Annotated in this window: 25 protein-coding genes and 5 pseudogenes; 22 read left to right on the forward strand and 8 right to left on the reverse strand. The window is 51.6% G+C overall.

The genetic code is table 11. The features are described from left to right. Window positions 1-61: 61 nt before the first annotated feature. From DBY86_RS04735 to leuS, 4 genes and pseudogenes are all read right to left on the reverse strand, one after another. Entirely contained in the window at window positions 62-703 is a 642-nt protein-coding gene (locus tag DBY86_RS04735) for a GIY-YIG domain-containing protein (RefSeq protein ID WP_107819109.1), read from the reverse strand. Then, the gene (locus tag DBY86_RS04740) at window positions 700-1,128 is read right to left on the reverse strand and encodes a DUF6884 domain-containing protein (protein WP_107819110.1); all 429 of its coding nucleotides are present in this window, start codon (window positions 1,126-1,128) and stop codon (window positions 700-702) included. Before DBY86_RS04740 ends, DBY86_RS04735 begins: the two co-directional genes overlap by 4 nt. A 25-nt stretch (window positions 1,129-1,153) precedes the next feature. After that, window positions 1,154-1,295 (reverse strand): annotated as a pseudogene (locus DBY86_RS04745) (DpnI domain-containing protein); the annotation flags it as partial. Between the two features lie 139 nt (window positions 1,296-1,434). Next, on the reverse strand, window positions 1,435-4,065 hold the full coding sequence (gene leuS / locus DBY86_RS04750) for a leucine--tRNA ligase (RefSeq protein WP_107819111.1): 2,631 nt from the start codon (window positions 4,063-4,065) through the stop codon (window positions 1,435-1,437). Between the two features lie 264 nt (window positions 4,066-4,329). Here leuS and DBY86_RS04755 point away from each other — a divergent pair, with 264 nt between their 5' ends. The 4 genes from DBY86_RS04755 (at window position 4,330) to DBY86_RS04770 (ending at window position 7,814) form a co-directional block, all read left to right on the forward strand. Then, window positions 4,330-4,845, forward strand: a complete 516-nt coding sequence (locus tag DBY86_RS04755; RefSeq protein ID WP_107819112.1) for an outer membrane protein assembly factor BamE — start codon at window positions 4,330-4,332, stop codon at window positions 4,843-4,845. A gap of 6 nt (window positions 4,846-4,851) precedes the next feature. Beyond that, complete coding sequence (locus tag DBY86_RS04760) at window positions 4,852-5,295, forward strand: L,D-transpeptidase (RefSeq protein WP_107819113.1); 444 nt, start codon at window positions 4,852-4,854, stop codon at window positions 5,293-5,295. A 168-nt stretch (window positions 5,296-5,463) separates the two neighbouring features. Continuing rightward, window positions 5,464-7,521 carry a polyphosphate kinase 1 gene (ppk1, locus tag DBY86_RS04765; RefSeq protein WP_107819114.1) on the forward strand — a complete coding sequence of 686 codons (2,058 nt, stop codon included), beginning with the start codon at window positions 5,464-5,466 and terminating at the stop codon, window positions 7,519-7,521. Between the two features lie 62 nt (window positions 7,522-7,583). Next, entirely contained in the window at window positions 7,584-7,814 is a 231-nt protein-coding gene (locus DBY86_RS04770; protein ID WP_234403387.1) for a hypothetical protein, read from the forward strand. On the opposite strand, the gene dnaN is transcribed toward DBY86_RS04770, so the two are convergent. Beyond that, entirely contained in the window at window positions 7,783-8,886 is a 1,104-nt protein-coding gene (dnaN, locus tag DBY86_RS04775) for a DNA polymerase III subunit beta (protein WP_107819115.1), read from the reverse strand. The two genes, DBY86_RS04770 and dnaN, sit on opposite strands and share 32 nt — an antisense overlap. 78 nt (window positions 8,887-8,964) lie before the next feature. Continuing rightward, window positions 8,965-10,512 (reverse strand): chromosomal replication initiator protein DnaA, encoded by a 1,548-nt coding sequence (gene dnaA / locus DBY86_RS04780; RefSeq protein WP_107819116.1) that lies wholly within the window; start codon window positions 10,510-10,512, stop codon window positions 8,965-8,967. Between the two features lie 426 nt (window positions 10,513-10,938). Between dnaA and rpmH the strand changes: the two genes are divergently transcribed. The 4 genes from rpmH to yidC all read left to right on the forward strand — a co-directional run bounded on the left by rpmH (window position 10,939) and on the right by yidC (window position 13,545). After that, complete coding sequence (gene rpmH / locus DBY86_RS04790) at window positions 10,939-11,073, forward strand: 50S ribosomal protein L34 (protein ID WP_002214728.1); 135 nt, start codon at window positions 10,939-10,941, stop codon at window positions 11,071-11,073. A gap of 2 nt (window positions 11,074-11,075) precedes the next feature. Next, complete coding sequence (gene rnpA, locus DBY86_RS04795) at window positions 11,076-11,441, forward strand: ribonuclease P protein component (RefSeq protein WP_107819118.1); 366 nt, start codon at window positions 11,076-11,078, stop codon at window positions 11,439-11,441. A gap of 64 nt (window positions 11,442-11,505) precedes the next feature. Then, window positions 11,506-11,727: a membrane protein insertion efficiency factor YidD gene (gene yidD, locus DBY86_RS04800; RefSeq protein ID WP_002214730.1), complete on the forward strand. Its 222-nt coding sequence runs from the start codon at window positions 11,506-11,508 to the stop codon at window positions 11,725-11,727. Between the two features lie 171 nt (window positions 11,728-11,898). Then, the gene (yidC, locus tag DBY86_RS04810) at window positions 11,899-13,545 is read left to right on the forward strand and encodes a membrane protein insertase YidC (RefSeq protein WP_107819119.1); all 1,647 of its coding nucleotides are present in this window, start codon (window positions 11,899-11,901) and stop codon (window positions 13,543-13,545) included. A gap of 80 nt (window positions 13,546-13,625) precedes the next feature. Here yidC and DBY86_RS04815 read toward each other — a convergent pair whose 3' ends face one another. Both DBY86_RS04815 and DBY86_RS04820 read right to left on the reverse strand, forming a co-directional pair. After that, on the reverse strand, window positions 13,626-14,336 hold the full coding sequence (locus tag DBY86_RS04815) for an SAM-dependent methyltransferase (protein ID WP_199901055.1): 711 nt from the start codon (window positions 14,334-14,336) through the stop codon (window positions 13,626-13,628). Window positions 14,337-14,397: 61 nt separating this feature from the next. Then, window positions 14,398-14,988, reverse strand: a complete 591-nt coding sequence (locus DBY86_RS04820) for a Maf family protein (protein WP_107819121.1) — start codon at window positions 14,986-14,988, stop codon at window positions 14,398-14,400. Window positions 14,989-15,135: 147 nt separating this feature from the next. Between DBY86_RS04820 and DBY86_RS04825 the strand changes: the two genes are divergently transcribed. The 14 genes and pseudogenes from DBY86_RS04825 to fabD all read left to right on the forward strand — a co-directional run bounded on the left by DBY86_RS04825 (window position 15,136) and on the right by fabD (window position 22,275). Continuing rightward, complete coding sequence (locus tag DBY86_RS04825; protein WP_107819122.1) at window positions 15,136-15,636, forward strand: YceD family protein; 501 nt, start codon at window positions 15,136-15,138, stop codon at window positions 15,634-15,636. A 33-nt stretch (window positions 15,637-15,669) separates the two neighbouring features. Continuing rightward, window positions 15,670-15,849, forward strand: a complete 180-nt coding sequence (rpmF, locus tag DBY86_RS04830) for a 50S ribosomal protein L32 (protein ID WP_002214744.1) — start codon at window positions 15,670-15,672, stop codon at window positions 15,847-15,849. 174 nt (window positions 15,850-16,023) lie between these two features. Continuing rightward, window positions 16,024-16,551, forward strand: coding sequence for a phosphoribosyltransferase (locus DBY86_RS04835; protein ID WP_107819123.1), 528 nt, complete (start codon window positions 16,024-16,026; stop codon window positions 16,549-16,551). Window positions 16,552-16,639: 88 nt separating this feature from the next. Further along, window positions 16,640-17,695 carry a phosphate acyltransferase PlsX gene (gene plsX / locus DBY86_RS04840; protein WP_107819124.1) on the forward strand — a complete coding sequence of 352 codons (1,056 nt, stop codon included), beginning with the start codon at window positions 16,640-16,642 and terminating at the stop codon, window positions 17,693-17,695. A 135-nt stretch (window positions 17,696-17,830) separates the two neighbouring features. Next, window positions 17,831-17,947: pseudogene (locus DBY86_RS13925) on the forward strand (MafI family immunity protein); the annotation flags it as partial. Between the two features lie 32 nt (window positions 17,948-17,979). Continuing rightward, window positions 17,980-18,192 (forward strand): hypothetical protein, encoded by a 213-nt coding sequence (locus tag DBY86_RS04845; protein ID WP_019272236.1) that lies wholly within the window; start codon window positions 17,980-17,982, stop codon window positions 18,190-18,192. A gap of 23 nt (window positions 18,193-18,215) precedes the next feature. Continuing rightward, window positions 18,216-18,596 (forward strand): hypothetical protein, encoded by a 381-nt coding sequence (locus DBY86_RS04850; protein WP_234403388.1) that lies wholly within the window; start codon window positions 18,216-18,218, stop codon window positions 18,594-18,596. After that, window positions 18,593-19,012, forward strand: a pseudogene (locus DBY86_RS04855) (hemagglutinin repeat-containing protein); the annotation flags it as partial. The gene DBY86_RS04850 and the pseudogene DBY86_RS04855, both read left to right, overlap by 4 nt. Window position 19,013: 1 nt before the next feature. Continuing rightward, window positions 19,014-19,148: pseudogene (locus tag DBY86_RS12925) on the forward strand (MafI family immunity protein); the annotation flags it as partial. Window positions 19,149-19,174: 26 nt separating this feature from the next. Further along, a complete protein-coding gene (locus DBY86_RS04860; protein ID WP_107819208.1) occupies window positions 19,175-19,591 on the forward strand; it encodes a DUF6911 family protein in 417 nt (138 codons plus the stop codon). 19 nt (window positions 19,592-19,610) lie between these two features. After that, window positions 19,611-19,813: pseudogene (locus tag DBY86_RS04865) on the forward strand (hypothetical protein). 26 nt (window positions 19,814-19,839) lie between these two features. Then, window positions 19,840-20,802 carry a beta-ketoacyl-ACP synthase III gene (locus DBY86_RS04870; protein WP_107819126.1) on the forward strand — a complete coding sequence of 321 codons (963 nt, stop codon included), beginning with the start codon at window positions 19,840-19,842 and terminating at the stop codon, window positions 20,800-20,802. A 45-nt stretch (window positions 20,803-20,847) separates the two neighbouring features. Beyond that, the gene (locus DBY86_RS04875; protein ID WP_107819127.1) at window positions 20,848-21,255 is read left to right on the forward strand and encodes a DUF1294 domain-containing protein; all 408 of its coding nucleotides are present in this window, start codon (window positions 20,848-20,850) and stop codon (window positions 21,253-21,255) included. A 93-nt stretch (window positions 21,256-21,348) separates the two neighbouring features. Then, a complete protein-coding gene (gene fabD, locus DBY86_RS04880; RefSeq protein WP_107819128.1) occupies window positions 21,349-22,275 on the forward strand; it encodes an ACP S-malonyltransferase in 927 nt (308 codons plus the stop codon). Window positions 22,276-22,313: the final 38 nt, after the last annotated feature.

The following is a 22,313-nucleotide window of genomic DNA, read 5'->3' on the forward strand; positions in this document are numbered from 1 at the left end:
AAACTATTTTGTGTAGTTTCCCTTACAGTATGTTTATTTATAAAATCTTTAATCCTATAATTTATTTTACAAAAGTGGATAATTTATCAAATTCAGTGTTAGTTAAACTTTCTTTATATAGTTCATTAACTTGCCACAGACCACTAGCTCTAATTTTATCTTTTGGTGATTTATTACCTAACCAATTTTCTGAAGGTTTAATTTCACCTGATTGAGCTGCATTGGAAAGAGTTGAAATTATTTTACTTTCCCAAAATAGGCGCTCTTCTTTTGTATCAACTTCAAAGACACAGAATGAAAGATTATTTTGTATATATTGACTAATACGATTCTCTAGTATTTTTTCAAGCTCATTATTAATTTTTTTTAGTTTATCTTCTCTTCCTTTTTTGGGTGTTATATCAAGTTCCCATGAATCTAAATAACTTTTATTTTCAATATTCAAAATACAACGACCTATATTTTTTCTAAAAATACTTCTATTCTTATTTTCTCTTACAAAATGCTGTATTAGACGAGAACGTAATTGATTTTCACCGGTATGAGTCCCCACTCTAACTATTCTGTTCATGTTTTCGAAATATTCGCCTTTCTCAAAAATGATATAAATTCCATTTTTGGGCAATTTAGACTTATCAAAGGGAAAAGTAAATTTTTCTTTTTGATTAAATAAGGAATGTAATTCAGATACTAACGATTTCATTTTTGTACTCCATAACCTAGTTCTTTGTTAAGATATTTTAATCTTTCACCTAACCTCATTTTATAAAATGGTTGTTCTATATTAATCAATTTATCTTTAATAGGCATAATATACTTATTACCAGCTAACATAATAAATGTATCTTTTTCCAAATTGGATTTATCTTTCAATTGATCTATAACTTTTTTACCCCAATTTAGTCTATCATTTTTTTTCATCTTATTCAGGGTTACATTATAAGGTTCTATAATTCTATCTAACTCAATTAAATGATATTTTGCAGATAGAATATATATTGCATCAGGTTTAAGTTTATAAGCATATGCTAGGCTCTTTTTGAATAGAGGACTGATGTATAAATCTTTTGCTTTTGACCTTTCATTTATTTTTTGTGATACACAAGATAATAAGACAATTTTTTTCATTATTTAATATCCTTGTATAAAAGTAATTGGTAAATCTCTGCATCGGCTTGCTTCCGCAACAGGGACAGTAGCCGTTTTTTTTCCAGCCAAGCTTCACTCATTACACGGATTTTGTGGGTTGCTTTATTTTGTTGCTTTCCCAATTCGGTATCGAAAAATAAATTCATGTTTTGGATTTTGAGATTTAAGTTATTTGAGGTCTGTAATGTAGACAACTCAATCTATCTTAAAAAGGTCGTCTGAAAACCCTGTTTCCAAGTTTTCAGGCGACCTTTTTTAATTACAGCAATCAATGCCGAATCAGGTTTACACTACGATGTTCACCAGTCTGCCCGGTACGACGATGATTTTTTTCGCAGGCTTGCCTTCCATGAATTTCACCGCGCCTTCGGTGGCGAGTGCGGCGGCTTCGAGGTCGGCTTTAGAGGCATCGGCGGCAACGGTGATTTTGCCGCGCAGTTTGCCGTTGACTTGAACCATGACTTCGATTTCGGATTTGACCAAAGCGGCTTCATCGACTGTCGGCCAGCCTGCCTCCCACAGTTTCGCGCTGTTCAATTCGCTCCACAGGGTTTCGCAGATGTGCGGCACGATGGGCCACAACAGGCGTACGGCGGTTTCCAATACTTCTTGAGCGACGGCGCGGCCTTGTTCGCTACCGGTGTCGGTTTTATCGTATTGATTGAGCAATTCCATCACAGCGGCGATGGCGGTGTTGAACTGCTGGCGGCGGCCGTAGTCGTCGCTGACTTTGGCGGTGGTGGCGTGCAGTTTGTGGCGCAGGTCTTTGAGTTCTTTAGACAAACCGTCTTGGCTGCCTGCAAACGCTTTGACCGAGCCGCCTTGTTTCAGGTATTCGTAAACGGTACGCCACAGACGACGCAGGAAGCGGTGCGCGCCTTCGACACCGCTGTCGCTCCATTCGAGGGACTGTTCGGGCGGTGCGGCGAACATCATAAACAGGCGGGCGGTATCCGCGCCGTAGGCGTTAATCAGTTCTTGCGGATCGACGCCGTTGTTTTTGGACTTGGACATTTTTTCCGTGCCGCTGATGACGACGGGCAGGCCGTCGGCTTTGAGGACGGCGGAAACGGGGCGGCCTTTATCGTCGAAAGTCAGCTCGACATCGGCGGGGTTGATCCAGTCTTTGCCGCCTTTGTCGTTTTCGCGGTAGTAGGTTTCGCAGACGACCATGCCTTGCGTGAGCAGGCGTTCAAACGGTTCGTCAACATTGACCAAACCTTCGTCGCGCATCAGTTTGGTGAAGAAGCGCGCGTACAGGAGGTGCAAAATCGCGTGTTCGATACCGCCGATGTATTGGTCGACCGCACCCCAGTATTTCGCGGCTTCTGCCGATACCATTCCGTCTGAAAATTTGGGCGACATATAGCGGAAGAAGTACCAGCTCGATTCCATGAAGGTGTCCATGGTGTCGGTTTCGCGTTTCGCCGCGCCGCCGCAGCATGGGCAGGCAGTTTCGTAAAACTCGGGCATTTTTGCCAAAGGCGAACCCATGCCGTCGGGTACGACGTTTTCAGGCAAAACGACCGGCAGTTGGTCGGCGGGGACGGGTACGTCGCCGCATTTTTCGCAATGGACGATGGGAATCGGGCAGCCCCAGTAGCGTTGGCGCGAAATGCCCCAGTCGCGCAGGCGGTATTGGGTTTTCGGTTCGCCCGCGCCTTGGCTTTGCAGCTTGGCGGCAACGGCATCAAATGCCGTCTGAAAATTCATGCCGTCCAAGTCGCCGCTGTTGACCAATACGCCGTTTTCTTTGTCGCCGTACCATTCTTGCCATTGGTTTGCGTCGAATGTGTTGTCGCCGACGGCAATGACTTGTTTTTTCGGCAGATTGTATTTGGTGGCGAACTCGAAATCGCGTTCGTCGTGCGCCGGAACCGCCATCACTGCGCCGTCGCCGTAGCCCCACAATACATAGTTGGCAATCCACACTTCCAGCTTGTCGCCGTTGAGCGGGTTGACGACGTAGCGGCCGGTCGGCACGCCTTTTTTCTCCATCGTCGCCATGTCGGCTTCGGCAACCGAGCCGGCTTTGCATTCGGCGATAAATGCCTGCAATTCGGGTTTGTCGGCTGCGGCTGCGGTTGCCAGCGGATGCTCGGCGGCAACGGCAACATAAGTTGCGCCCATCAGCGTGTCGGGGCGGGTGGTATAAACTTGCAGGAATTTCGCGTAATCGCCTTCCAAGCCTTGTTTGCTGTCGTCTGAAACAGCAAAGCGCACGGTCATACCGCGAGATTTGCCGATCCAGTTGCGCTGCATGGTTTTGACTTGTTCCGGCCAGTGTTCCAGCTTGTCCAAATCGTTGAGCAGCTCTTCGGCGTAATCCGTGATTTTGAAGTAATACATCGGGATTTCGCGTTTTTCGATCAACGCGCCCGAACGCCAGCCGCGCCCGTCGATGACTTGCTCGTTGGCAAGGACGGTTTGATCGACCGGGTCCCAGTTTACCGTGCCGTTTTTGCGATAGACGATGCCTTTTTCAAACAGCTTGGTAAACAGCCATTGTTCCCAGCGGTAGTATTCGGGTTTGCAGGTGGCGACTTCGCGCGCCCAGTCAATTGCAAAACCCAGGCTTTTGAGCTGGGTTTTCATGTATTCGATATTATCGTACGTCCAAGCGGCGGGGGCGACGTTGTTTTTCATCGCCGCATTTTCCGCAGGCATACCGAACGCGTCCCAACCCATAGGCTGCATGACGTTGAAGCCGTTTAAAAGTTTGAAGCGGCTCAATACGTCGCCGATGGTGTAGTTGCGCACATGCCCCATGTGCAGCTTGCCGCTGGGGTAGGGGAACATGGAGAGGCAGTAGTATTTGGGTTTGGAAGCGTCTTCGGAGACGTTGAAAATACGGGCATCGTCCCATTTTTTCTGCGCCGCAGGCTCGATGGCGGCGGGCTGGTAATGTTCTTGCATGGTCATTCTGTTTTTCGCTTGAAAACGTTAGGAATTTAAAAGAGGAATTATAACAGGTTGCCGATGTCGGCGAATCGGCAAATTGCCGGCAGGATGCGTAAATTCGCACGCGTATCATTCCGTATGCTGTACAAATACACTGCGTTTACTGATACGCACGTTTTTTATGCTAATATTACAAACCAAAATCAAACGTTTAAACTCCCTGTAACAAGTCTGCCAAATCAGACGGCAAACAGGTATCAGACAAAAAGGACTTTGCACATGAAAACAAAACAAATCGTTAAACTTGGCTTAGCAGTATTGGCAGCCGGCGTTCTGTCTGCCTGCGCAACCAAAAGCAACGTCAAAGCCGACGGCACGACCGACAATCCGGTTTTCCCGAAACCCTATTCCGTAACGCTCGACAACAAGCGCGGCACATTCCCGACTTATGACGAACTGGATCAGATGCGCCCCGGCCTGACCAAAGACGACATCTACAAAATCCTGGGTCGCCCGCATTACGATGAAGGCATGTACGGCGTACGCGAATGGGATTACCTGTTCCACTTCCATACCCCGGGCGTAGGTATCGACCCTGAAAACACTTCCGGCGTAGAAGGTATTACTACCTGTCAATACAAAATTATTTTCGATAAAGACAAATTTGCCCGCAGCTTCTACTGGAATCCCGTATTCCCGAAAGATGCCGTCTGTCCGCCGCCCGCACCCAAAGCCGAGCCGCAAGTCATCATCCGCGAAATCGTGCCGGCAAAACCGAAACGTATCCGCCAATAATCCAATATGCCGTTCCGCCTGTTTTTAGGGATATTATGCTGCCTGCCAATAGTTGCTCCCGTATATGCACAGGGGCAACCGGATGCGGTCAGTGCCTATATTCAAAAGAAAAAAGTCATCGTCGATACATCCAAAGCGGAACTCTGTTTTGCCGATGACCATCAGTGCCATCCTGTCCTTATCGGCGTTTCCACACCCAAAGGAAAGTTTGATTTGACACTGAACAGCACCGACAAACCCGGATACGGTGGCGAAGTTATCGGCTTCAAACAGGAAGGCGACTTCCTGTTTGCCCTGCACCGCGTTTGGAATCAGATACCGTCGGAAAGGAGGAACGAACGTATCGCATCTTCGGTTGTGTCCGACAGGATTATGACCAACGGCTGCATCAACGTCAGCGATGCGGTGTATGAAAAACTGCGTCATTATTTTGTGTTGGAAGTGATTTGAAACAGACGGATACCGCACGCGCCGGTATCCGTTTTCACATTGCCCCGATGCCTGAAACAGACTGTCCGCCACGTCATGCCGTCTGAAACCGGCGCAGGTGCCACCAAGCCTTCAGACGGCATTGTCCGCCTGCTCCGACCGAACAACAACCATCTTTGGGAGAACCTTATGCCCGAACAAAACCGCATCCTCTGCCGCGAACTGAGCCTGCTGGCATTCAACCGCCGCGTGTTGGCGCAGGCGGAAGACAGAAACGTCCCCCTTTTGGAACGCCTGCGCTTCCTGTGCATCGTGTCGTCCAATCTTGACGAGTTTTTCGAAGTCCGCATGGCGTGGCTCAAGCGTGAAAACAAGCTGCACCCCTGGCGCAGGCTGGACAACGGCAAAATGCCGTCTGAAACCATCACCGACGTTACCGAAGCGGCGCGCTCCCTGATACAGCACCAGTACGGCCTGTTCAACAACGTCCTTCAGCCCGAGCTGGCACAAGAAGGCATCCATTTTTACCGCCGCCGCAATTGGACGGGCGCGCAGAAAAAATGGATTGAAGACTATTTTGACCGTGAGTTGTTGCCGATTCTGACCCCCATCGGCCTTGACCCCTCCCACCCGTTCCCACGCCCGCTGAACAAATCGCTGAACTTTGCCGTAGAACTCGACGGCACAGACGCATTCGGCAGACCCTCGGGTATGGCGATTGTCCAGGCACCGCGCATCCTGCCGCGCGTCGTCCCCCTGCCTGCCGAATTATGCGAAGGCGGCAGCGGCTTTGTCTTCCTCTCCTCCATCCTGCACGCCCACGTCGGCAAACTCTTTCCCGGCATGACGGTCAAAGGCTGCCACCAATTCCGCCTCACCCGCGACAGCGACCTGACTGTCGATGAAGAAGACCTCAAAAACCTCCGGGCCGCCATCCAAAACGAACTGCACGATCGGGAATACGGAGACGGCGTACGCCTTGAAGTCGCCGACACCTGCCCCGCCTACATCCACGACTTCCTGCTGTCGCAATTCAGACTGACCGCTGCCGAACTTTACCAAGTCAAAGGTCCGGTCAACCTCGTACGCCTCAACTCCGTTCCCGATTTGGTTGACCGTCCTGATTTAAAATTTCCGCCCCATACACAAGGCAGGTTGAAAGCCTTGGGTAAAAACGGCTCGATATTCAAACTGATACGCCGCGCACCCATCCTTCTGCACCATCCGTACCAGTCCTTCGACCCCGTGGTCGATATGATACGCGAAGCCGCCGCAGACCCCGCTGTCCTTGCCGTCAAAATGACCATCTACCGCACCGGCACGCGCTCCGAACTCGTCCGCGCCCTGATGAAGGCGGCACTGGCAGGCAAACAGGTTACCGTCGTGGTCGAACTGATGGCGCGTTTTGATGAGGCCAACAACGTCAACTGGGCGAAGCAGCTCGAAGAGGCGGGCGCGCACGTCGTGTACGGCGTGTTCGGCTACAAAGTCCACGCCAAAATGGCACTCATCATCCGCCGCGAAGACGGCGTGCTCAAGCGTTACGCCCACCTCGGCACGGGCAACTACCACCAAGGCACATCGCGCATCTACACCGACTTCGGCCTCATCACCGCCGACGAACAAATCACCGCCGATGTGAACACATTGTTCATGGAAATCACAGGCTTGGGCAAACCCGGACGGCTGAACAAACTCTACCAAAGTCCGTTTACCCTGCACAAAATGGTCATCGACCGCATCAAGCAGGAAACCGAACACGCCAAAGCCGGCAAACCGGCGCGGATTACCGCCAAGATGAATTCGCTCATCGAACCGACCGTCATCGAAGCCCTGTATCGGGCAAGCGCGGCAGGTGTGCAAATCGATTTGATTGTGCGCGGTATGTGCACCTTGCGCCCGGGTGTAAAAGGCTTGTCCGAAAACATCCGCGTCCGCTCCATCGTCGGCAGACAGCTCGAACACTCACGGATTTACTGCTTCCACAACAACGGCGCGGACGATACCTTTATTTCCAGCGCGGATTGGATGGGGCGCAACTTCTTCCGCCGCATTGAAGTAGCAACGCCCGTTACCACGCCAACCCTCAAAAAGCGCGTTATACATGAAGGACTGACCATGGCACTAGACGACAACACCCATGCATGGCTGATGCAGCCGGACGGCAGCTATATCAGAGCCACACCTGTCGAAGGCGAAAGCGAAGCCGACCTGCAAAACAATTTGTGGGATTTGCTCGGAGGCTGACCCGTACCGCACCAATCAAAAACCATGCCGTCTGAAACCTTTCCGTTTCAGACGGCATGGTTTTGCAGCAATCCAAACAGGGCGGACTGGAGTCAAAAACACACCTTCGCCATTCCGCACAAGCACTTCCCCTATACGCTCCCAACCCCGATCCGCCGCATTCCAGACGGCATTGCCTTTCCGACAGCCAAACAAAACCCCGAATCCGTCTGCACGGTTCGGGGCATATCTCCAATACGGGCATCGTGCTCCGAAAAACCGTCAAATCCGCATCGGCATCACGATATATTTGAAATTCGAATTGTTCGGTACGGTAAACAAGGTCGAACGGTTGGCGTCGCCGAAAGCAAGTTGCACATCGTCGGAATGGATGTTGCGCAACACGTCCATCAGATAGCCGATATTGAAACCGACTTCGAGTTCGCCGCCCTGATAGGCGATTTCGATTTCTTCACGCGCTTCTTCCTGCTCGTTGTTGCTGCACACGACGCTCAACAGGCCGGATTGCAGGAACAGGCGCGCGCCACGGAATTTTTCGTTGGCAAGAATGGACACACGTTCCAGCGCGCCCAAAAGTTCGGCACGGGACAAAACGAAAATCTTGTCGTTGTCCAAAGGAATCACGCGGTTGAAATCGGGGAATTTGCCGTCGATGACCTTGCTGACGATGGTCGTGCCGTTGCATTGGAAACGCACCTGCTTGTCCAGCAGCTCGATTTGAATCGGATCGTCGGGGTTGTTCAACAGTTTGAACAGTTCCAGCACCGTTTTGCGCGGCAAAATCACTTCGGCGCGCGGCAAATCCGCATCAATCGCGCAGGCGGCATAGGCAAGGCGGTGTCCGTCGGTCGCCACAAGGCGCAACTGGCTGCCCTCAACCTGCATCAGCAGACCGTTGAGATAATAGCGGATGTCCTGCACCGCCATGCTGTATTGGACCTGCGAAAGCATGGACTTGAAGGCTTCCTGTTCCAACTCGAAAACGGCACTGACATCCTCGCCGATATTCATTTGCGGAAAATCTTCGGCAGGCAGGGTTTGCAGGGCAAAACGGGACTTGCCCGCCTTCAACGTCAGACGGTTGTCGTCCCAATCCAACAAAACCAATGCACCTGCCGGCAGTGCCCGTAAAATATCCTGAAATTTCTTGGCATTGGTGGTGATGCGGAAGTTGCCCGCACCGCCCTCGGGACCCGCGGTATCGATTTGGATTTCCAAATCGGTTGCCAAGAGTTTGGTCTGACCGTCCCTGCACTCAATCAGCACATTGGACAGGATAGGCAGGGTGTGGCGGCGTTCGACAATGCCGGTAACGGCTTGCAACGGCTTGAGCAGGCTGTCGCGCTCGACTTGTAAAATCAACATTTTCGCTCCTTAAATCGGTTGGATTTCTTACCCTTCAGACGGCATGGGCAATATCATGCCGTCTGAAAACGTTTTCCATCAGTTTTGAATCAGAATCAGCAGTTTCTCGTAATCCTGCGCCAACTCGGGATCTTCCTCGCGCAGTTTCGCCACCGCCCTGATACCGTGCATGACGGTCGTATGGTCGCGTCCGCCGAACGAATCGCCGATAGACGGCAGGCTCAAAGTGGTCAGTTCTTTGGTCAGGCTCATGGCAACCTGACGCGGACGGGCAATGTTGCGCGTGCGTTTTTTGCCGAGTACGTCGCTGATTTTGATGTGGTAATATTTCGCCACCGCATCGATGATGATGTCGGCGGTGATGACTTTGTGCTTCTCGGCAATAATGTCCTGCAAAGCGGTACGCGCCAAATCGATGTCGATGACGGGACGGTTCATAAAGCGGCTGCTCGCTCCGACACGGTTGAACGCACCTTCCAATTCGCGCACGTTGGAACGGATCAGGTTGGCAATAAACAATGCCGCCTCGTCTTCGATGCTGATACCCGCCGCCTCTGCCTTTTTCTGCAAAATGGCGATACGCATTTCCAATTCGGGCGGCTCGAGTTCCAAAGTCAGCCCCCATGAAAAACGGGATTTGAGGCGGTCGTCCATACCTTCGATTTTGGCGGGTAAAACATCGCAAGTGAGGATGAGCTGTTTTTTCTCGTTGTGGAAATGGTTGTACAGATAGAAAAACTCTTCCATCGTACGGTCTTTGCCTTTGATGAACTGGATGTCGTCGATAATCAGCAGGTCGTATTGCTTGTATTGCTGTTTGAACACGTCGTAAGTGTTGTTGCGCACGGCTTTCATGAAGCTGCGGATATAATCGTCCGAATGCATATAGCGTACTTTCGCGTCGGGACGGTTTTTCAAAAGCTCGTTGCCGATGGCTTGCACCAGGTGGGTTTTGCCCAAACCCGTGCTGCCGTACAGGAAAAACGGGTTGTAACTCTGTCCCGGACTTTCCGCAATCGCCTGCGCCGCCGCCGCTGCAAGGCGGTTGCCCTTGCCTTCGACCAATGTGCCGAACGTGTAATCGCGCGACAGGTTGGTCTGCTCGTAACGCGCCTCTTCCGCACCGGCCTGCGCGTCCGTCCGTGCTTTGGCAACTGCCGCCGATTCCGGACGGGAAGCAGGTTCGGCAGTATGGCGCGGCTCATGCGGGAGGTTTTTCATACGTTCCGCCAAAATATCCGCCGCCGTTTTCGACGCAGCGGGTTTGACAGGCTCTTCAGACGGCACTTCATCCGACAACTCCGCCTGCACCGGCAATTCATCCCGCACCTCGTGCACGGGCGGTTTTTCTACAACCCCGACATCCGCCATCTCATAACGCACGCCTTCTCCCGGTTTGAATACGAAGGCGGAACGGCCGGCAGCCAACTCTTCCCTCACTGCTTCTATTTTTCCGGCAAACTGGCTCTTGAGCATATTGCAGGCAAACTGGTTCTTGCCGTACACCACCCATAGCCCCCCCTCCTCACCGACGGTAAGGGGCGCAATCCATTGCGCAAACTGCCCGTGAGGCAACATATCGTGAAGACGGCGGAGGCACAGCGGCCAAAACTCTGCTAATGTCATGGATAGGCTCGAATCGGTAAAAATGTTTCAACACACAGGGCGACACATAAAGCGTCGCCCTGTGTGTTGCCCTGATTTGGAAGGGGTTACGCCCCTCTCAAATAAATTCTGATTCTACCGCCCTAAAAGGCGGGGTTTCAACCGAAAAGGAAATACGATGAAATCGAAAATAAAGAAAATATAATATTTTCAAAAAGAAAATAAATCTTCTGAACGCGCATCGGTTCAAAATGCAGCGAACCGATTATACCGACTCGCCGACATTCTATCCACAACCCGTGCAAAAATTTATCCACAGAAAGGCGGCAGAAATCCGCAGGCAATCGGGCAATCCTCCTGCAAAGTTTCTATATTGATTGACAAAAGCGGCAAATTGGAGTGTAATTCACGGTTTAATTATCTACCCATTCTATTTTAGGAAACATCATGAAACGCACTTATCAACCTTCCGTTACCAAACGCAAACGCACCCACGGCTTCCTCGTGCGCTCCAAAACACGCGGCGGACGCGCAGTACTGGCAGCACGCCGTGCCAAAGGCCGCAAACGCCTGGCGGTGTAATTTTGGACTACCGCTTCGGAAGGCAGTACCGCTTGTTGAAAACGGATGATTTTTCATCCGTTTTTGCATTCAGAAACCGCCGCAGCCGCGACCTGCTGCAAGTTTCGCATTCAAACGGCAACGGGCTGGGCCATCCCCGCATCGGTCTGGTGGTCGGCAAAAAAACCGCCAAACGCGCCAACGAGCGGAACTATATGAAACGCGTCATCCGCGACTGGTTCAGGTTGAACAAAAACAATCTTCCGCCGCAGGATTTCGTCGTGCGCGTCCACCGTAAATTCGACAGGGCTACCGCAAAACAGGCAAGGGCGGAACTGGCACAACTCATGTTCGTCAACCCCGCAACCGAATGCGGGAAACGGGTATGATTAAAACGGCACTCTACAGGCAAGGTTCAGACGGCAACGGGTTTCCCATACAAGGAGCATCCCGATGAATTTCCTATTGTCCAAACTCCTGCTGGGACTGATACGGTTTTACCAATACTGCATCAGCCCGCTGATTCCGCCCCGCTGCCGCTATACGCCGACCTGTTCGCAATACGCGGTCGAAGCGGTCAAAAAATACGGCGCATTCAAAGGCGGCCGGCTCGCCATCAAGCGCATTGCACGCTGCCACCCTTTCGGCGGACACGGACACGACCCCGTTCCCTGACCCGACGCAATTTCAAATTGCACGCTTTCCTTTTATTTCCCATCGGTTTCTATATAATGCCGTCTGAACCTTCGGGCTGGCGGCACGACCGTCGGGTATGAAGCCCGCCCTTATTCCCCGTCTATCGGAACACGCAACCTGCGGCATTTCCGACCATTCAGGAAACTCTATATGGATTTTAAAAGACTCACGGCGTTTTTCGCCATCGCACTGGCGATTATGATCGGCTGGGAAAAAATGTTCCCCGCCCCCCAAACCGCGCCCGCGCCCGGACAAGCCGCGCAGCAACAGCGGCAAACCGCCGCAACCGCTTCCGCCGAAGCCGCGCTCGCCCCCGCAACGCCGATTACCGTAACGACCGACACGGTGCAAGCCGTCATTGATGAAAAAAGCGGCGACCTGCGCCGGCTGACCCTGCTCAAATACAAAGCAACCGGCGACGAAAACAAACCGTTCGTCCTGTTTGGCGACGGCAAAGAATACACCTACGTCGCCCAATCCGAGCTTTTGGACGCACAAGGCAACAACATCCTGAAAGGTGTCAACTTTACCGCCGCCCAAAAACAATACAGCCTCAACGGCGACACAGTCGAAGTCCGCCTGAGCGCGCCTGAAACCAACGGTCTGAAAATCGACAAAGTCTATACCTTCACCAAAGGCAGCTACTTGGTCAACGTCCGTTTCGACATCGCCAACGGCAGCGGTCAAACCGCCAACCTGAGCGCGGACTACCGCATCGTCCGCGACCACAGCCAACCGGAAGGCCAAGGCTACTTCACACGTTCCTACCTCGGCCCCGTCGTGTACACTCCTGAAGACAAATTCCAAAAAGTCAGCTTCTCCGACTTGGACGACGATGCCAAATCAGGCAAAAACGAAGCCGAATACGCCCGCAAAACTCAAACCGGCTGGCTCGGCATGATTGAACACCACTTCATGTCCACCTGGATCCTCCAACCCAAAGGCGGACAAAGCGTTTGTGCCGCTGGCGACTGCCGTATCGACATCAAACGCCGCAACGACAACCTGTACAGCACCAGCGTCAGCGTGCCTTTAGCCGCTATCCAAAACGGCGCGAAATCCGAAGCCTCCCTCAACCTCTACGCCGGCCCGCAGACCACATCCGTCATCGCAAACATCGCCGACAACCTGCAACTGGCAAAAGACTACGGCAAAGTACACTGGTTCGCCTCCCCCCTCTTCTGGCTTTTGAACCAACTGCACAACATCATCGGCAACTGGGGCTGGGCGATTATCGTTTTAACCATCATCGTCAAAGCCGTCCTCTATCCGCTGACCAACGCGTCCTACCGCTCGATGGCAAAAATGCGCGCCGCCGCGCCCAAGTTGCAGGCAATCAAAGAAAAATACGGCGACGACCGCATGGCGCAGCAACAGGCGATGATGCAGCTTTACAAAGACGAAAAAATCAATCCGCTGGGCGGCTGTCTGCCTATGCTGTTGCAAATCCCCGTCTTCATCGGCTTGTACTGGGCATTGTTCGCCTCCGTAGAATTGCGTCAGGCACCTTGGCTGGGTTGGATTACCGACCTCAGCCGCGCCGACCCCTACTACATCCTGCCCATCATTATGGCGGCAACAATGTTCGCCCAAACCTATCTGAACCCGCCGCCGACCGACCCGATGCAGGCGAAAATGATGAAAATCATGCCTTTGATTTTCTCCGTGATGTTCTTCTTCTTCCCTGCCGGTTTGGTGCTCTACTGGGTGGTCAACAACCTCCTGACCATCGCCCAGCAGTGGCACATCAACCGCAGCATCGAAAAACAACGCGCCCAAGGCGAAGTCGTTTCCTAAATGCCGCAGCATGAAAAATGCCGTCTGAAACCTGTTCAGACGGCATTTTTATTGTTCACCCCCTATCGGGGTGGAAATCTTCAACCCGCATACATCACAAAAATCGTCGGGCGTTTTTTCAGATTGGGCATTTCTTTTCTTTTTCGCCACTGCGCGATTGTCCGGCTGATGATTTCCTGTGTCGGCAAGGTCAAATCCGTAGCCACGCACAAGCGCGTTTCAGGATGCAGATTTTCCACCGCATCAGCAAGCAGCACATCATTACGGTAGGGCGTTTCAATAAAAATCTGCGTCTCGCCGCACTGCCGCGAACGCTGTTCCAAAGCCCGCAAAGCCTGAATCCGCTCGTTTTTTTCAGACGGCAGATAACCCTTAAATGCAAAGTTCTGCCCGTTCGCGCCCGAAGCCATCAAGGCCAGCAGCAGGCTGGAAGGCCCGACCAGCGGACGCACTTCAAAACCGTGTTTATGCGCCAACGCCACCAGATTCGCACCCGGATCGGCAACGGCAGGGCAACCCGCCTCGCTGACAATGCCCATACTGCGCCCTTCTTGCAAAGGTTTCAGCAATTCCGGCAAAGTCTTCAAATCCGTATGTTCATTCAGCGTTTGCAGATTCAGTTCGCGGATAGGCGCAGTTACGCCCAAATGTTTCAAATGCGCGCGCGCCGTTTTTTCCGCTTCCACGACAAAATCCGTCAGCCCGACAACCGCCCGTTGTTCATGCGGCAGCAGGCACGGCGTGTCAGGCGTACCCAAAGGCGTAGGAATCAAATACAAAACAGCAGCCATCATTCCCTCACTCATCGGTTAAAAATGCCGTCCGAACCTTTCAGACGGCATAAACGGGCAGTTACAGAACCTCCACGCCCTCATTTTTCAAAAAATCAATCAGACGGAAAACCGGCAAACCGATTAAAGCATTCGGATCGGTGCTTTCAATCCGTTCGATCAGCAGCGCGCCCAAACCCTCGCTTTTCGCCGCACACGAACAATAAACCGCATCAGGCTCGCGCTCCAAATAGCGGAGTATATGCAGCTCGTCCAACTGCCTCATCACGACCACAGTCTTATCGATATGCCGCTGCATCCTGCCCGTAACCGTATTCAACAGCACGACCGCGCTGTAAAACTCAATCTCCCTGCCGCTCAAATGCATCAGCATCTTTTGCGCGTTGGCAAGGTTCATTGGCTTGCCCCACTGCCTGCCGTCGCACCACGCCACCTGGTCCGCACCGACAATCAACGCCTCGGGGAAACGCCCTGCCAACGACCGCGCCTTACCCTCGGCAAGGCGCAATGCCGTCTGAGGGGCAGACTCCCCCAACATCGGCGTTTCGTCAAAATCGGGGGATGCCGCCTGAAAGGCAATGCCGAGCCTTTCCATCTGTTCGCGGCGGAAAACCGAACTCGTACCCAAAATCAAAGGCAGTTCCAAACCCATCCCATCCTCCTTACCGTTGAAAACACACTCAAACGGGCGTTAAAATCCAGCCATGCGCCGAAACACGGATACCCGCCTTCGGCGTACCGCAACATTTTTCTTAAAAATATTGACGTTAGAACATCTAAATTATATCATACCCCGTTTATGTCAGACCCTAATTTGATTGACCCGGAAATTTTTGCCGCCGAAGGGCAGAACCTGCAAAGCAGTTTTCTGCTGGAAGAATTGGACGAGCGAGTCAGTTTGCACGATTATCCCGCCGACAGGCAGACCAAAATATCGTTTACACTGACCGGCGGCCGCGACCGGCTGCAACGCCTGTTCCTCGACCTGAACGTCAAAGCCGATATGCCCCTGATTTGCCAGAGATGTATCAAACCCATGCCGTTCATGCTCGATGAAAGCAGCCGTATCGTCCTGTTTTCCGACGAAGAGTCCTTGGACGAATCCATGCTTGCCGACGAAGAACTCGAAGGCATACTGATTGAAAAAGAACTCGACGTGCGCGCATTGGTAGAAGACCAAATCCTGATGTCCCTGCCCTTTTCGCCGCGACACGGACACTGCGGCAATACCCTTCCGGAATCCGCCAACCAAGACAAACCCAACCCCTTTGCTGTTTTGGCAGGTTTGAAAAGCAGTTAATTAGGACACAGTTTATTTATCTAGGAGCTTGAAATGGCCGTTCAACAAAACAAAAAATCCCCTTCCAAACGCGGTATGCACCGTTCGCACGACGCGCTGACTGCGCCCGCACTGTCTGTCGACAGCACAACCGGCGAAGTGCACCGCCCGCACCACATCTCCCCCAACGGTATGTACCGCGGCCGCAAAGTGGTCAAAGCCAAAGGCGAATAATCCCTATTCGACTGACTGAAAAAGCCAGAACATTGCCATGCAAGTACTGGCTTTTTTTGCATTGGACGCACCATCCGTCCAAACTTTCGCCATACGTCAACACACAGGGGCAAAGCGTTCCGTATAATACCCCGTGAAAATATTCCAAAAGCCCCAACCACCAAGGAAATTCCGATGAAACAGAAAATCTGGTACACCTACGATGACATCCACCGCGTCATCAAAGCATTGGCAGAAAAAATCCGGAACTCCGGCGTCAAATACGATGCCATGATCGCTATCGGCGGGGGCGGCTTTATTCCGGCACGTATGCTGCGCTGTTTTCTGGAAATTCCGATTTATGCCGTAACCACCGCTTATTACGACAGCGACAACGAAGGACAGGTTACAGAAGAGGTCAAAAAAGTCCAATGGCTAGACCCCGTTCCCGAAGCCCTGCGGGGCAAAAACGTGCTCGTCGTCGATGAAGTGGACGACAGCCGCGTAACCATGGAGTTCTGCCTGAACGAACTGCTCAAAGAAGACTTCGGCACTGTCGGCGTCGCCGTCCTGCACGAAAAAATCAAAGCCAAAGCAGGCAAAATCCCCGAAGGCATTCCCTATTTCAGCGGCATCACCGTAGAAGACTGGTGGATCAACTATCCGTGGGACGCACTCGACATCGACGAACACAACCGCCTTGCCGAGGCCGGCCGAGGCTGACCCTTTCAGACGGCATACTTTCCGAACCGATGCCGTCTGAAGCCCGCACGACCCCGGCCGCAGACCGAAAACCTACCGGAGAAACCCTATGATTACATTGGCCGTAGATGCCATGGGCGGCGACCAAGGACTTGCCGTTACCGTACCCGGCGCAACCGCATTCCTCCAAGCACACCCCGATGTCCGCCTGATTATGACCGGCGATGAAGCGCAGCTCCGCCAAGCCCTGACCGCGGCAGGCGCGCCGATGGAACTTATTGACATCTGCCATACCACCCAAGTCGTCGGCATGGACGAAGCCCCCCAATCCGCCCTAAAGAATAAAAAAGACTCCTCCATGCGCGTTGCCATCAACCAGGTTAAAGAAGGCAAAGCCCAAGCCGCCGTATCCGCAGGCAACACGGGCGCGCTCATGGCAACCGCACGTTTCGTCCTCAAAACCATACCCGGCATCGAACGCCCCGCCATCGCCAAATTCCTCCCGTCCGACACCGACCATGTTACCCTTGCACTCGACCTTGGCGCGAACGTCGACTGCACTCCCGAACAGCTCGCCCAATTTGCCGTTATCGGCAGCGAACTCGTCCACGCACTCCATCCTCAAAAAGGACAGCCGCGCATCGGACTGGTCAACGTCGGCACAGAAGACATTAAAGGTACGGATACCGTCAAACAAACCTACAAACTGCTGCAAAACAGCAAACTCAACTTTATCGGCAACATCGAAAGCAACAGCATCCTCTACGGCGAAGCAGATGTCGTCGTCGCCGACGGCTTTGTCGGCAACGTCATGCTCAAAACCATCGAAGGCGCAGTCAAATTCATGAGCGGTGCCATCCGCCGCGAATTCCAAAGCAACCTGTTCAACAAACTTGCCGCCGTTGCCGCCCTACCCGCCCTCAAAGGGTTGAAAAACAAACTCGACCCGCGCAAATTCAACGGTGCCATCCTGCTCGGGCTACGCGGCATCGTGATTAAAAGCCACGGAGGCACAGACGAAACCGGTTTCCGCTATGCCCTCGAAGAAGCCTACCATGAAGCCAAGTCTGCCAGCCTTTCCAAAATCGAACAAGGCGTAGCCGAACAGCTCGCCGCACTCGAAGCTGCCAAAGCCGTCCAAAACGAAACCGCCGGCGGTCTGTAACACGCACGATGCCGTCTGAACGCCCCCGCCCCTTTCAGACGGCATCCGCCCGCACCAAACCTGCGGGTGTAGACGGCGATGCGCCTGTCCGGCACTTCCCAGATACTTCCCTGTAAAATAAGGAGTATTTGAAAAATGAAGACATTAGAAAAACGGATGAAAGCTCTAGACAAACGGATGATGAAGTTAGGAAAATCCCTTGAAGGCAGGCTTGATGCCAGTCTGATTGAATCCGCATTGGATTATATTCATTTGTAGAGGGTTTTGCTGGAACACACGATTTTATGGGCGGTCAAATGTGGGGCTTTTATCGTGGAAAAGACGCAGGCTATGAACAGGGTAATACCACTCTTGACCGAAGAACTACTAACAAAAAAGACGCAATAGGTTCATCAGTAACAGCCGCCGTCGCCATTCCTGTCGCCGCACCGTTTGCTATTGCTGATATAGTCGATCAGGATTTTATCCAAGCGATTATGAAAATTACTGGTCATTGATTATCTATATATTGGTGGTTGTTATGAAATGCTATATTAAAGTTGTCATTATTGTTTTTATAATGGTAATGACAACTTCTTGTAATCCTTGCTTTTTTGCAACTTCGTCTTGTCATTATCCTTTTGATGATATGACGACAAGAGCAAACAACGATATTGAATATTTTGTTAAAAATAATACGACTAACGAACAACGAATTGATGATTTCAGAAGTTGCCTTTCCGTTGCTTGTCCTGAAATATATAAATTATATCAATTACCTGATGAAAAGGGTAATTATCAATATATTATAAAAAAATATTATGATAATAAATACAATGATAATGCAGTCAAATCGATAAATTGTATTGGGGATAATGCAAGATGTATGCTTAATAATAAAGGATATTCAACAAAATGGTAATAATGGGTTACGGCGTTTCAGGCAGTGCGAGTTATAGCAAGTCCAAAGTGAATGCGGATTATGCGTCTGTGAATGAGCAAAGCGGCATATTTGCGGGTGAAGACGGTTATCAAATCAACATCAAAGGACACACCGACCTCAAAGGCGGACTCATCACCTCCACCCAAAGCGCGGAAGATAACGGCAGAAACCAATTCGCCACCGGCACACTCAGCTTCAGAGACATCCAAAACCACAGCCATTACGAAGGCGAAAGTTTCGGTATTGGCACCGATGGCAATGTCAAAGGTGGCTGGATGGGTAACGCCAAAGACGGTCTATCTGCCAGCATAGGTTACGGCAAGGACAACGACAGCCAAAACAGCATCACCCGCAGCGGCATCAACACCCAAAATATCCAAATCAGTGACGAAGCCGCATTCGGAACGTTTTTTGGCTTTTGAAATCCTGTGTACTTATATCGAAGATTTCGATGTCCGGCTGACGGAACAAGAATCCCGGGAAATTTCTTTTATCAACAAGGAATTTGAGATAGAAAGCACGTCCGATTAGCGAATAAAATCAACGGGATGATAAATATGAAAACATCAACGGTTGTTTTTGGCGGATTTTTTATGGCAGATAATGGAGAACGAATCCAAATCCCCGTTTTGGAACATCCTGACATTAAAGAAATCAATCGCTTTTTTTCCGTATCAAATTTTGAGAAAAAAGCCGGAGTCCTTGTTTTCAGAATTATTCCTGAGCCCAAATTTGGCAATACCGAATTAACTGTCTATTTTGAAAAAGGATATTATTTGCCAATGATTCAAACAATTTTAGAAGACGGGGATATTGAAGTAAAAAACCTTAAAACAGAAAATTACAGCGGGAAGGCAAGGGAAATCTTGGGAGATTCCTACCCTATTGAGCATATCTCTAAAAATATTTCTACAATTCAAAATATCATTTCTGAATTTATTATACAAAAACAAACATCGGCACCAATAATTTAATGGAAACCCAACAATCAAAATGCCGTCTGAAACAACTTGGGCTTTCAGACGGCATTTCCTTCGCTTAAAACAGCATATCGGCAACCCCGACCCGCCCGTCTGCGGCAATCTGCATCTGAAAACCATCTGTATGCCAAACCACACCCCCATCCCGATTTCCGTCATTTGCACCCTGCCCGTATTGGGCAATCATCGGTTTTCGCTTACAATAGCCGAATCTGAACCAACTCTCCAAAAAGGCCGTTCCCATGCAGTATGCCAAAATTTCCGGCACGGGCAGCTATCTTCCCGCCAACCGCGTCAGCAATGACGACCTTGCCCAAAAGGTAGATACCTCTGACGAGTGGATTACCGCGCGCACGGGCATCAAGTTCCGCCATATTGCAGCCGAAAACGAGAAAACCAGCGACCTTGCAGCCGAAGCGGCGCGGCGCGCGCTGGATGCAGCCGGATTAGACAGCGGCGAAATCGATTTAATTATTGTGGCGACGGCAACGCCGGATATGCAGTTTCCTTCTACCGCCACCATCGTGCAGCAAAAATTGGGCATAACCAACGGCTGCCCCGCCTTCGACGTTCAGGCAGTGTGTGCGGGCTTTATGTACGCGCTGACTACGGCAAACGCCTACATTAAAAGCGGTATGGCGAAAAACGCACTGGTCATCGGCGCGGAAACCTTCAGCCGCATTGTAGACTGGAACGACCGCACAACCTGCGTATTGTTCGGCGACGGTGCGGGCGCGGTGGTTTTAAGCGCGTCGGACGAACCGGGCATCATCCACGCCAAACTCAAAGCCGACGGCAATTATCTGAAACTCTTAAACGTCCCCGGGCAAATCGCCTGCGGCAAAGTTTCCGGTTCGCCGTACATTTCGATGGACGGCCCCGGCGTGTTCAAGTTTGCCGTCAAAATGCTGTCCAAAATCGCCGATGACGTTATCGAAGAAGCCGGTTACACCGCCGCTCAAATCGACTGGATCGTGCCGCATCAGGCAAACCGCCGCATTATTGAATCGACCGCGAAACATTTGGGGCTAAGTATGGACAAAGTCATCCTGACCGTCCAAGACCACGGCAATACTTCCGCCGCCTCGATTCCGCTGGCTTTGGACGCGGGCATCAGCAACGGACAAATCAAACGCGGTCAAAACCTGCTGCTCGAAGGCATCGGCGGCGGTTTCGCGTGGGGCGCGGTATTGATGGAATATTAACCTGATGCCGTCTGAAACAAGTTTTCAGACGGCATTTCCCATCCTATGAAGCAACTGTCTTTCCTCAAGCTGACAATATGCACAGCCTTTTTATCCGCTGTTTTCATATTATGTCCCCTATTGGGATCGTGTTACGCCATACTGTCTTTTTACACATTTGCACTTTACGGCATAGACAAACGGCGTGCCGTACAGGGAAAGTACCGCATTCCCGAATACTGCCTGCTCCTGCCTGCATTGCTCGGCGGTTGGACGGGCGCGTATTTCGGCAGCATGACATTCAGACATAAGACAGCGAAAAAGCGTTTTGTTGTGCTGTTCCGTCTGACTGTTTCGGGTAATGTCCTGGCGACCCTCATCCTGATTTATAGTGGATTAAATTTAAACCAGTACGGCGTTGCCTCGCCTTGCCGTACTATTTGTACTGTCTGCGGCTTCGTCGCCTTGTCCTGATTTTTGTTAATCCACTATATTATTTTGTCCCGCCTGAATTTTTCGTAAAACTCGGGCAGAATACCTGATTATCCAACCAAACAAAGGAATACCATGTCTTTCGCATTCTTCTTCCCCGGACAAGGTTCTCAAAGCCTCGGCATGATGAACGGCTTTACAGGGCATGCCGTCGTCAAAAACACATTTGACGAAGCATCCGCCATATTGGGTCAAGACTTGTGGGCGATGATAAACGGCAGCGATGCCGAAATCATCGGACAAACCGTCAATACCCAACCCATCATGCTCGCCGCCGGCGTTGCCGTTTACCGCGCCTATTTGGAAGCGGGCGGCAAAACGCCTGCTGCCGTTGCCGGACACAGCCTCGGCGAATATACCGCGCTTGTCGCCGCCGGCGCATTGGATTTTGCAGACGCCATCAAACTCGTGCGCCTACGCGCCGAACTGATGCAATCCGCCGTACCGCAAGGCGTAGGCGCAATGGCGGCAATTTTGGGTTTGGAAGATGAACAGGTAAGGCAGATTTGCGCCGAATCCGCACAGGATGAAGTGGTCGAAGCCGTCAACTTCAACTCGCCCGGACAAGTCGTGATTGCAGGCAATGCCGCCGCCGTCGAGCACGCCATGACCGCCGCCAAAGAAGCCGGTGCCAAACGCGCCCTGCCGCTGCCTGTATCCGTACCTTCCCATTGCAGCCTGATGAAACCCGCCGCCGACAAACTCGCTGAGGCCCTGAAATCGGTTGTAATCAAGCAGCCGCAAATCCGCGTCATCCACAATGCCGACGTTGCCGCCTACGATGATGTCGACAAAATCAAAGACGCGCTCGTCCGCCAGCTTTACAGCCCCGTACGCTGGACGGAAACCGTCAACGCCCTTGTTTCAGACGGCATCACCGAATCCGCCGAATGCGGCCCGGGCAAAGTTTTGGCAGGTCTGGCAAAACGCATCAACAAGGCCGCCGCGTGCAGCGCGCTGACTGATGCCGGACAGATTGCCGCCTTTATAGAAGCACACTGACTTCGTTCCGCAAAAAGCAGCCTGCATGCCTCAGGCTG

Origin of the sequence: Neisseria bergeri, assembly GCA_003044455.1 — a bacterium.
In the GTDB taxonomy this organism is placed as follows: Bacteria; Pseudomonadota; Gammaproteobacteria; order Burkholderiales; family Neisseriaceae; genus Neisseria; species Neisseria bergeri.

What these genes read in the sequence shown, in the direction of transcription:
- DBY86_RS04735 (WP_107819109.1), bottom strand. Translation starts at nt 703, where the DNA reads ATGAAATCGTTAGTATCTGAATTACATTCCTTATTTAATCAAAAAGAA.
- DBY86_RS04740 (WP_107819110.1), bottom strand. Translation starts at nt 1,128, where the DNA reads ATGAAAAAAATTGTCTTATTATCTTGTGTATCACAAAAAATAAATGAA.
- leuS (WP_107819111.1), bottom strand. Translation starts at nt 4,065, where the DNA reads ATGCAAGAACATTACCAGCCCGCCGCCATCGAGCCTGCGGCGCAGAAA.
- DBY86_RS04755 (WP_107819112.1), top strand. Translation starts at nt 4,330, where the DNA reads ATGAAAACAAAACAAATCGTTAAACTTGGCTTAGCAGTATTGGCAGCC.
- DBY86_RS04760 (WP_107819113.1), top strand. Translation starts at nt 4,852, where the DNA reads ATGCCGTTCCGCCTGTTTTTAGGGATATTATGCTGCCTGCCAATAGTT.
- ppk1 (WP_107819114.1), top strand. Translation starts at nt 5,464, where the DNA reads ATGCCCGAACAAAACCGCATCCTCTGCCGCGAACTGAGCCTGCTGGCA.
- dnaN (WP_107819115.1), bottom strand. Translation starts at nt 8,886, where the DNA reads ATGTTGATTTTACAAGTCGAGCGCGACAGCCTGCTCAAGCCGTTGCAA.
- dnaA (WP_107819116.1), bottom strand. Translation starts at nt 10,512, where the DNA reads ATGACATTAGCAGAGTTTTGGCCGCTGTGCCTCCGCCGTCTTCACGAT.
- rpmH (WP_002214728.1), top strand. Translation starts at nt 10,939, where the DNA reads ATGAAACGCACTTATCAACCTTCCGTTACCAAACGCAAACGCACCCAC.
- yidD (WP_002214730.1), top strand. Translation starts at nt 11,506, where the DNA reads ATGAATTTCCTATTGTCCAAACTCCTGCTGGGACTGATACGGTTTTAC.
- yidC (WP_107819119.1), top strand. Translation starts at nt 11,899, where the DNA reads ATGGATTTTAAAAGACTCACGGCGTTTTTCGCCATCGCACTGGCGATT.
- DBY86_RS04815 (WP_199901055.1), bottom strand. Translation starts at nt 14,336, where the DNA reads ATGGCTGCTGTTTTGTATTTGATTCCTACGCCTTTGGGTACGCCTGAC.
- DBY86_RS04820 (WP_107819121.1), bottom strand. Translation starts at nt 14,988, where the DNA reads ATGGGTTTGGAACTGCCTTTGATTTTGGGTACGAGTTCGGTTTTCCGC.
- DBY86_RS04825 (WP_107819122.1), top strand. Translation starts at nt 15,136, where the DNA reads ATGTCAGACCCTAATTTGATTGACCCGGAAATTTTTGCCGCCGAAGGG.
- rpmF (WP_002214744.1), top strand. Translation starts at nt 15,670, where the DNA reads ATGGCCGTTCAACAAAACAAAAAATCCCCTTCCAAACGCGGTATGCAC.
- DBY86_RS04835 (WP_107819123.1), top strand. Translation starts at nt 16,024, where the DNA reads ATGAAACAGAAAATCTGGTACACCTACGATGACATCCACCGCGTCATC.
- plsX (WP_107819124.1), top strand. Translation starts at nt 16,640, where the DNA reads ATGATTACATTGGCCGTAGATGCCATGGGCGGCGACCAAGGACTTGCC.
- DBY86_RS04845 (WP_019272236.1), top strand. Translation starts at nt 17,980, where the DNA reads ATGGGCGGTCAAATGTGGGGCTTTTATCGTGGAAAAGACGCAGGCTAT.
- DBY86_RS04850 (WP_234403388.1), top strand. Translation starts at nt 18,216, where the DNA reads ATGAAATGCTATATTAAAGTTGTCATTATTGTTTTTATAATGGTAATG.
- DBY86_RS04860 (WP_107819208.1), top strand. Translation starts at nt 19,175, where the DNA reads ATGAAAACATCAACGGTTGTTTTTGGCGGATTTTTTATGGCAGATAAT.
- DBY86_RS04870 (WP_107819126.1), top strand. Translation starts at nt 19,840, where the DNA reads ATGCAGTATGCCAAAATTTCCGGCACGGGCAGCTATCTTCCCGCCAAC.
- DBY86_RS04875 (WP_107819127.1), top strand. Translation starts at nt 20,848, where the DNA reads ATGAAGCAACTGTCTTTCCTCAAGCTGACAATATGCACAGCCTTTTTA.
- fabD (WP_107819128.1), top strand. Translation starts at nt 21,349, where the DNA reads ATGTCTTTCGCATTCTTCTTCCCCGGACAAGGTTCTCAAAGCCTCGGC.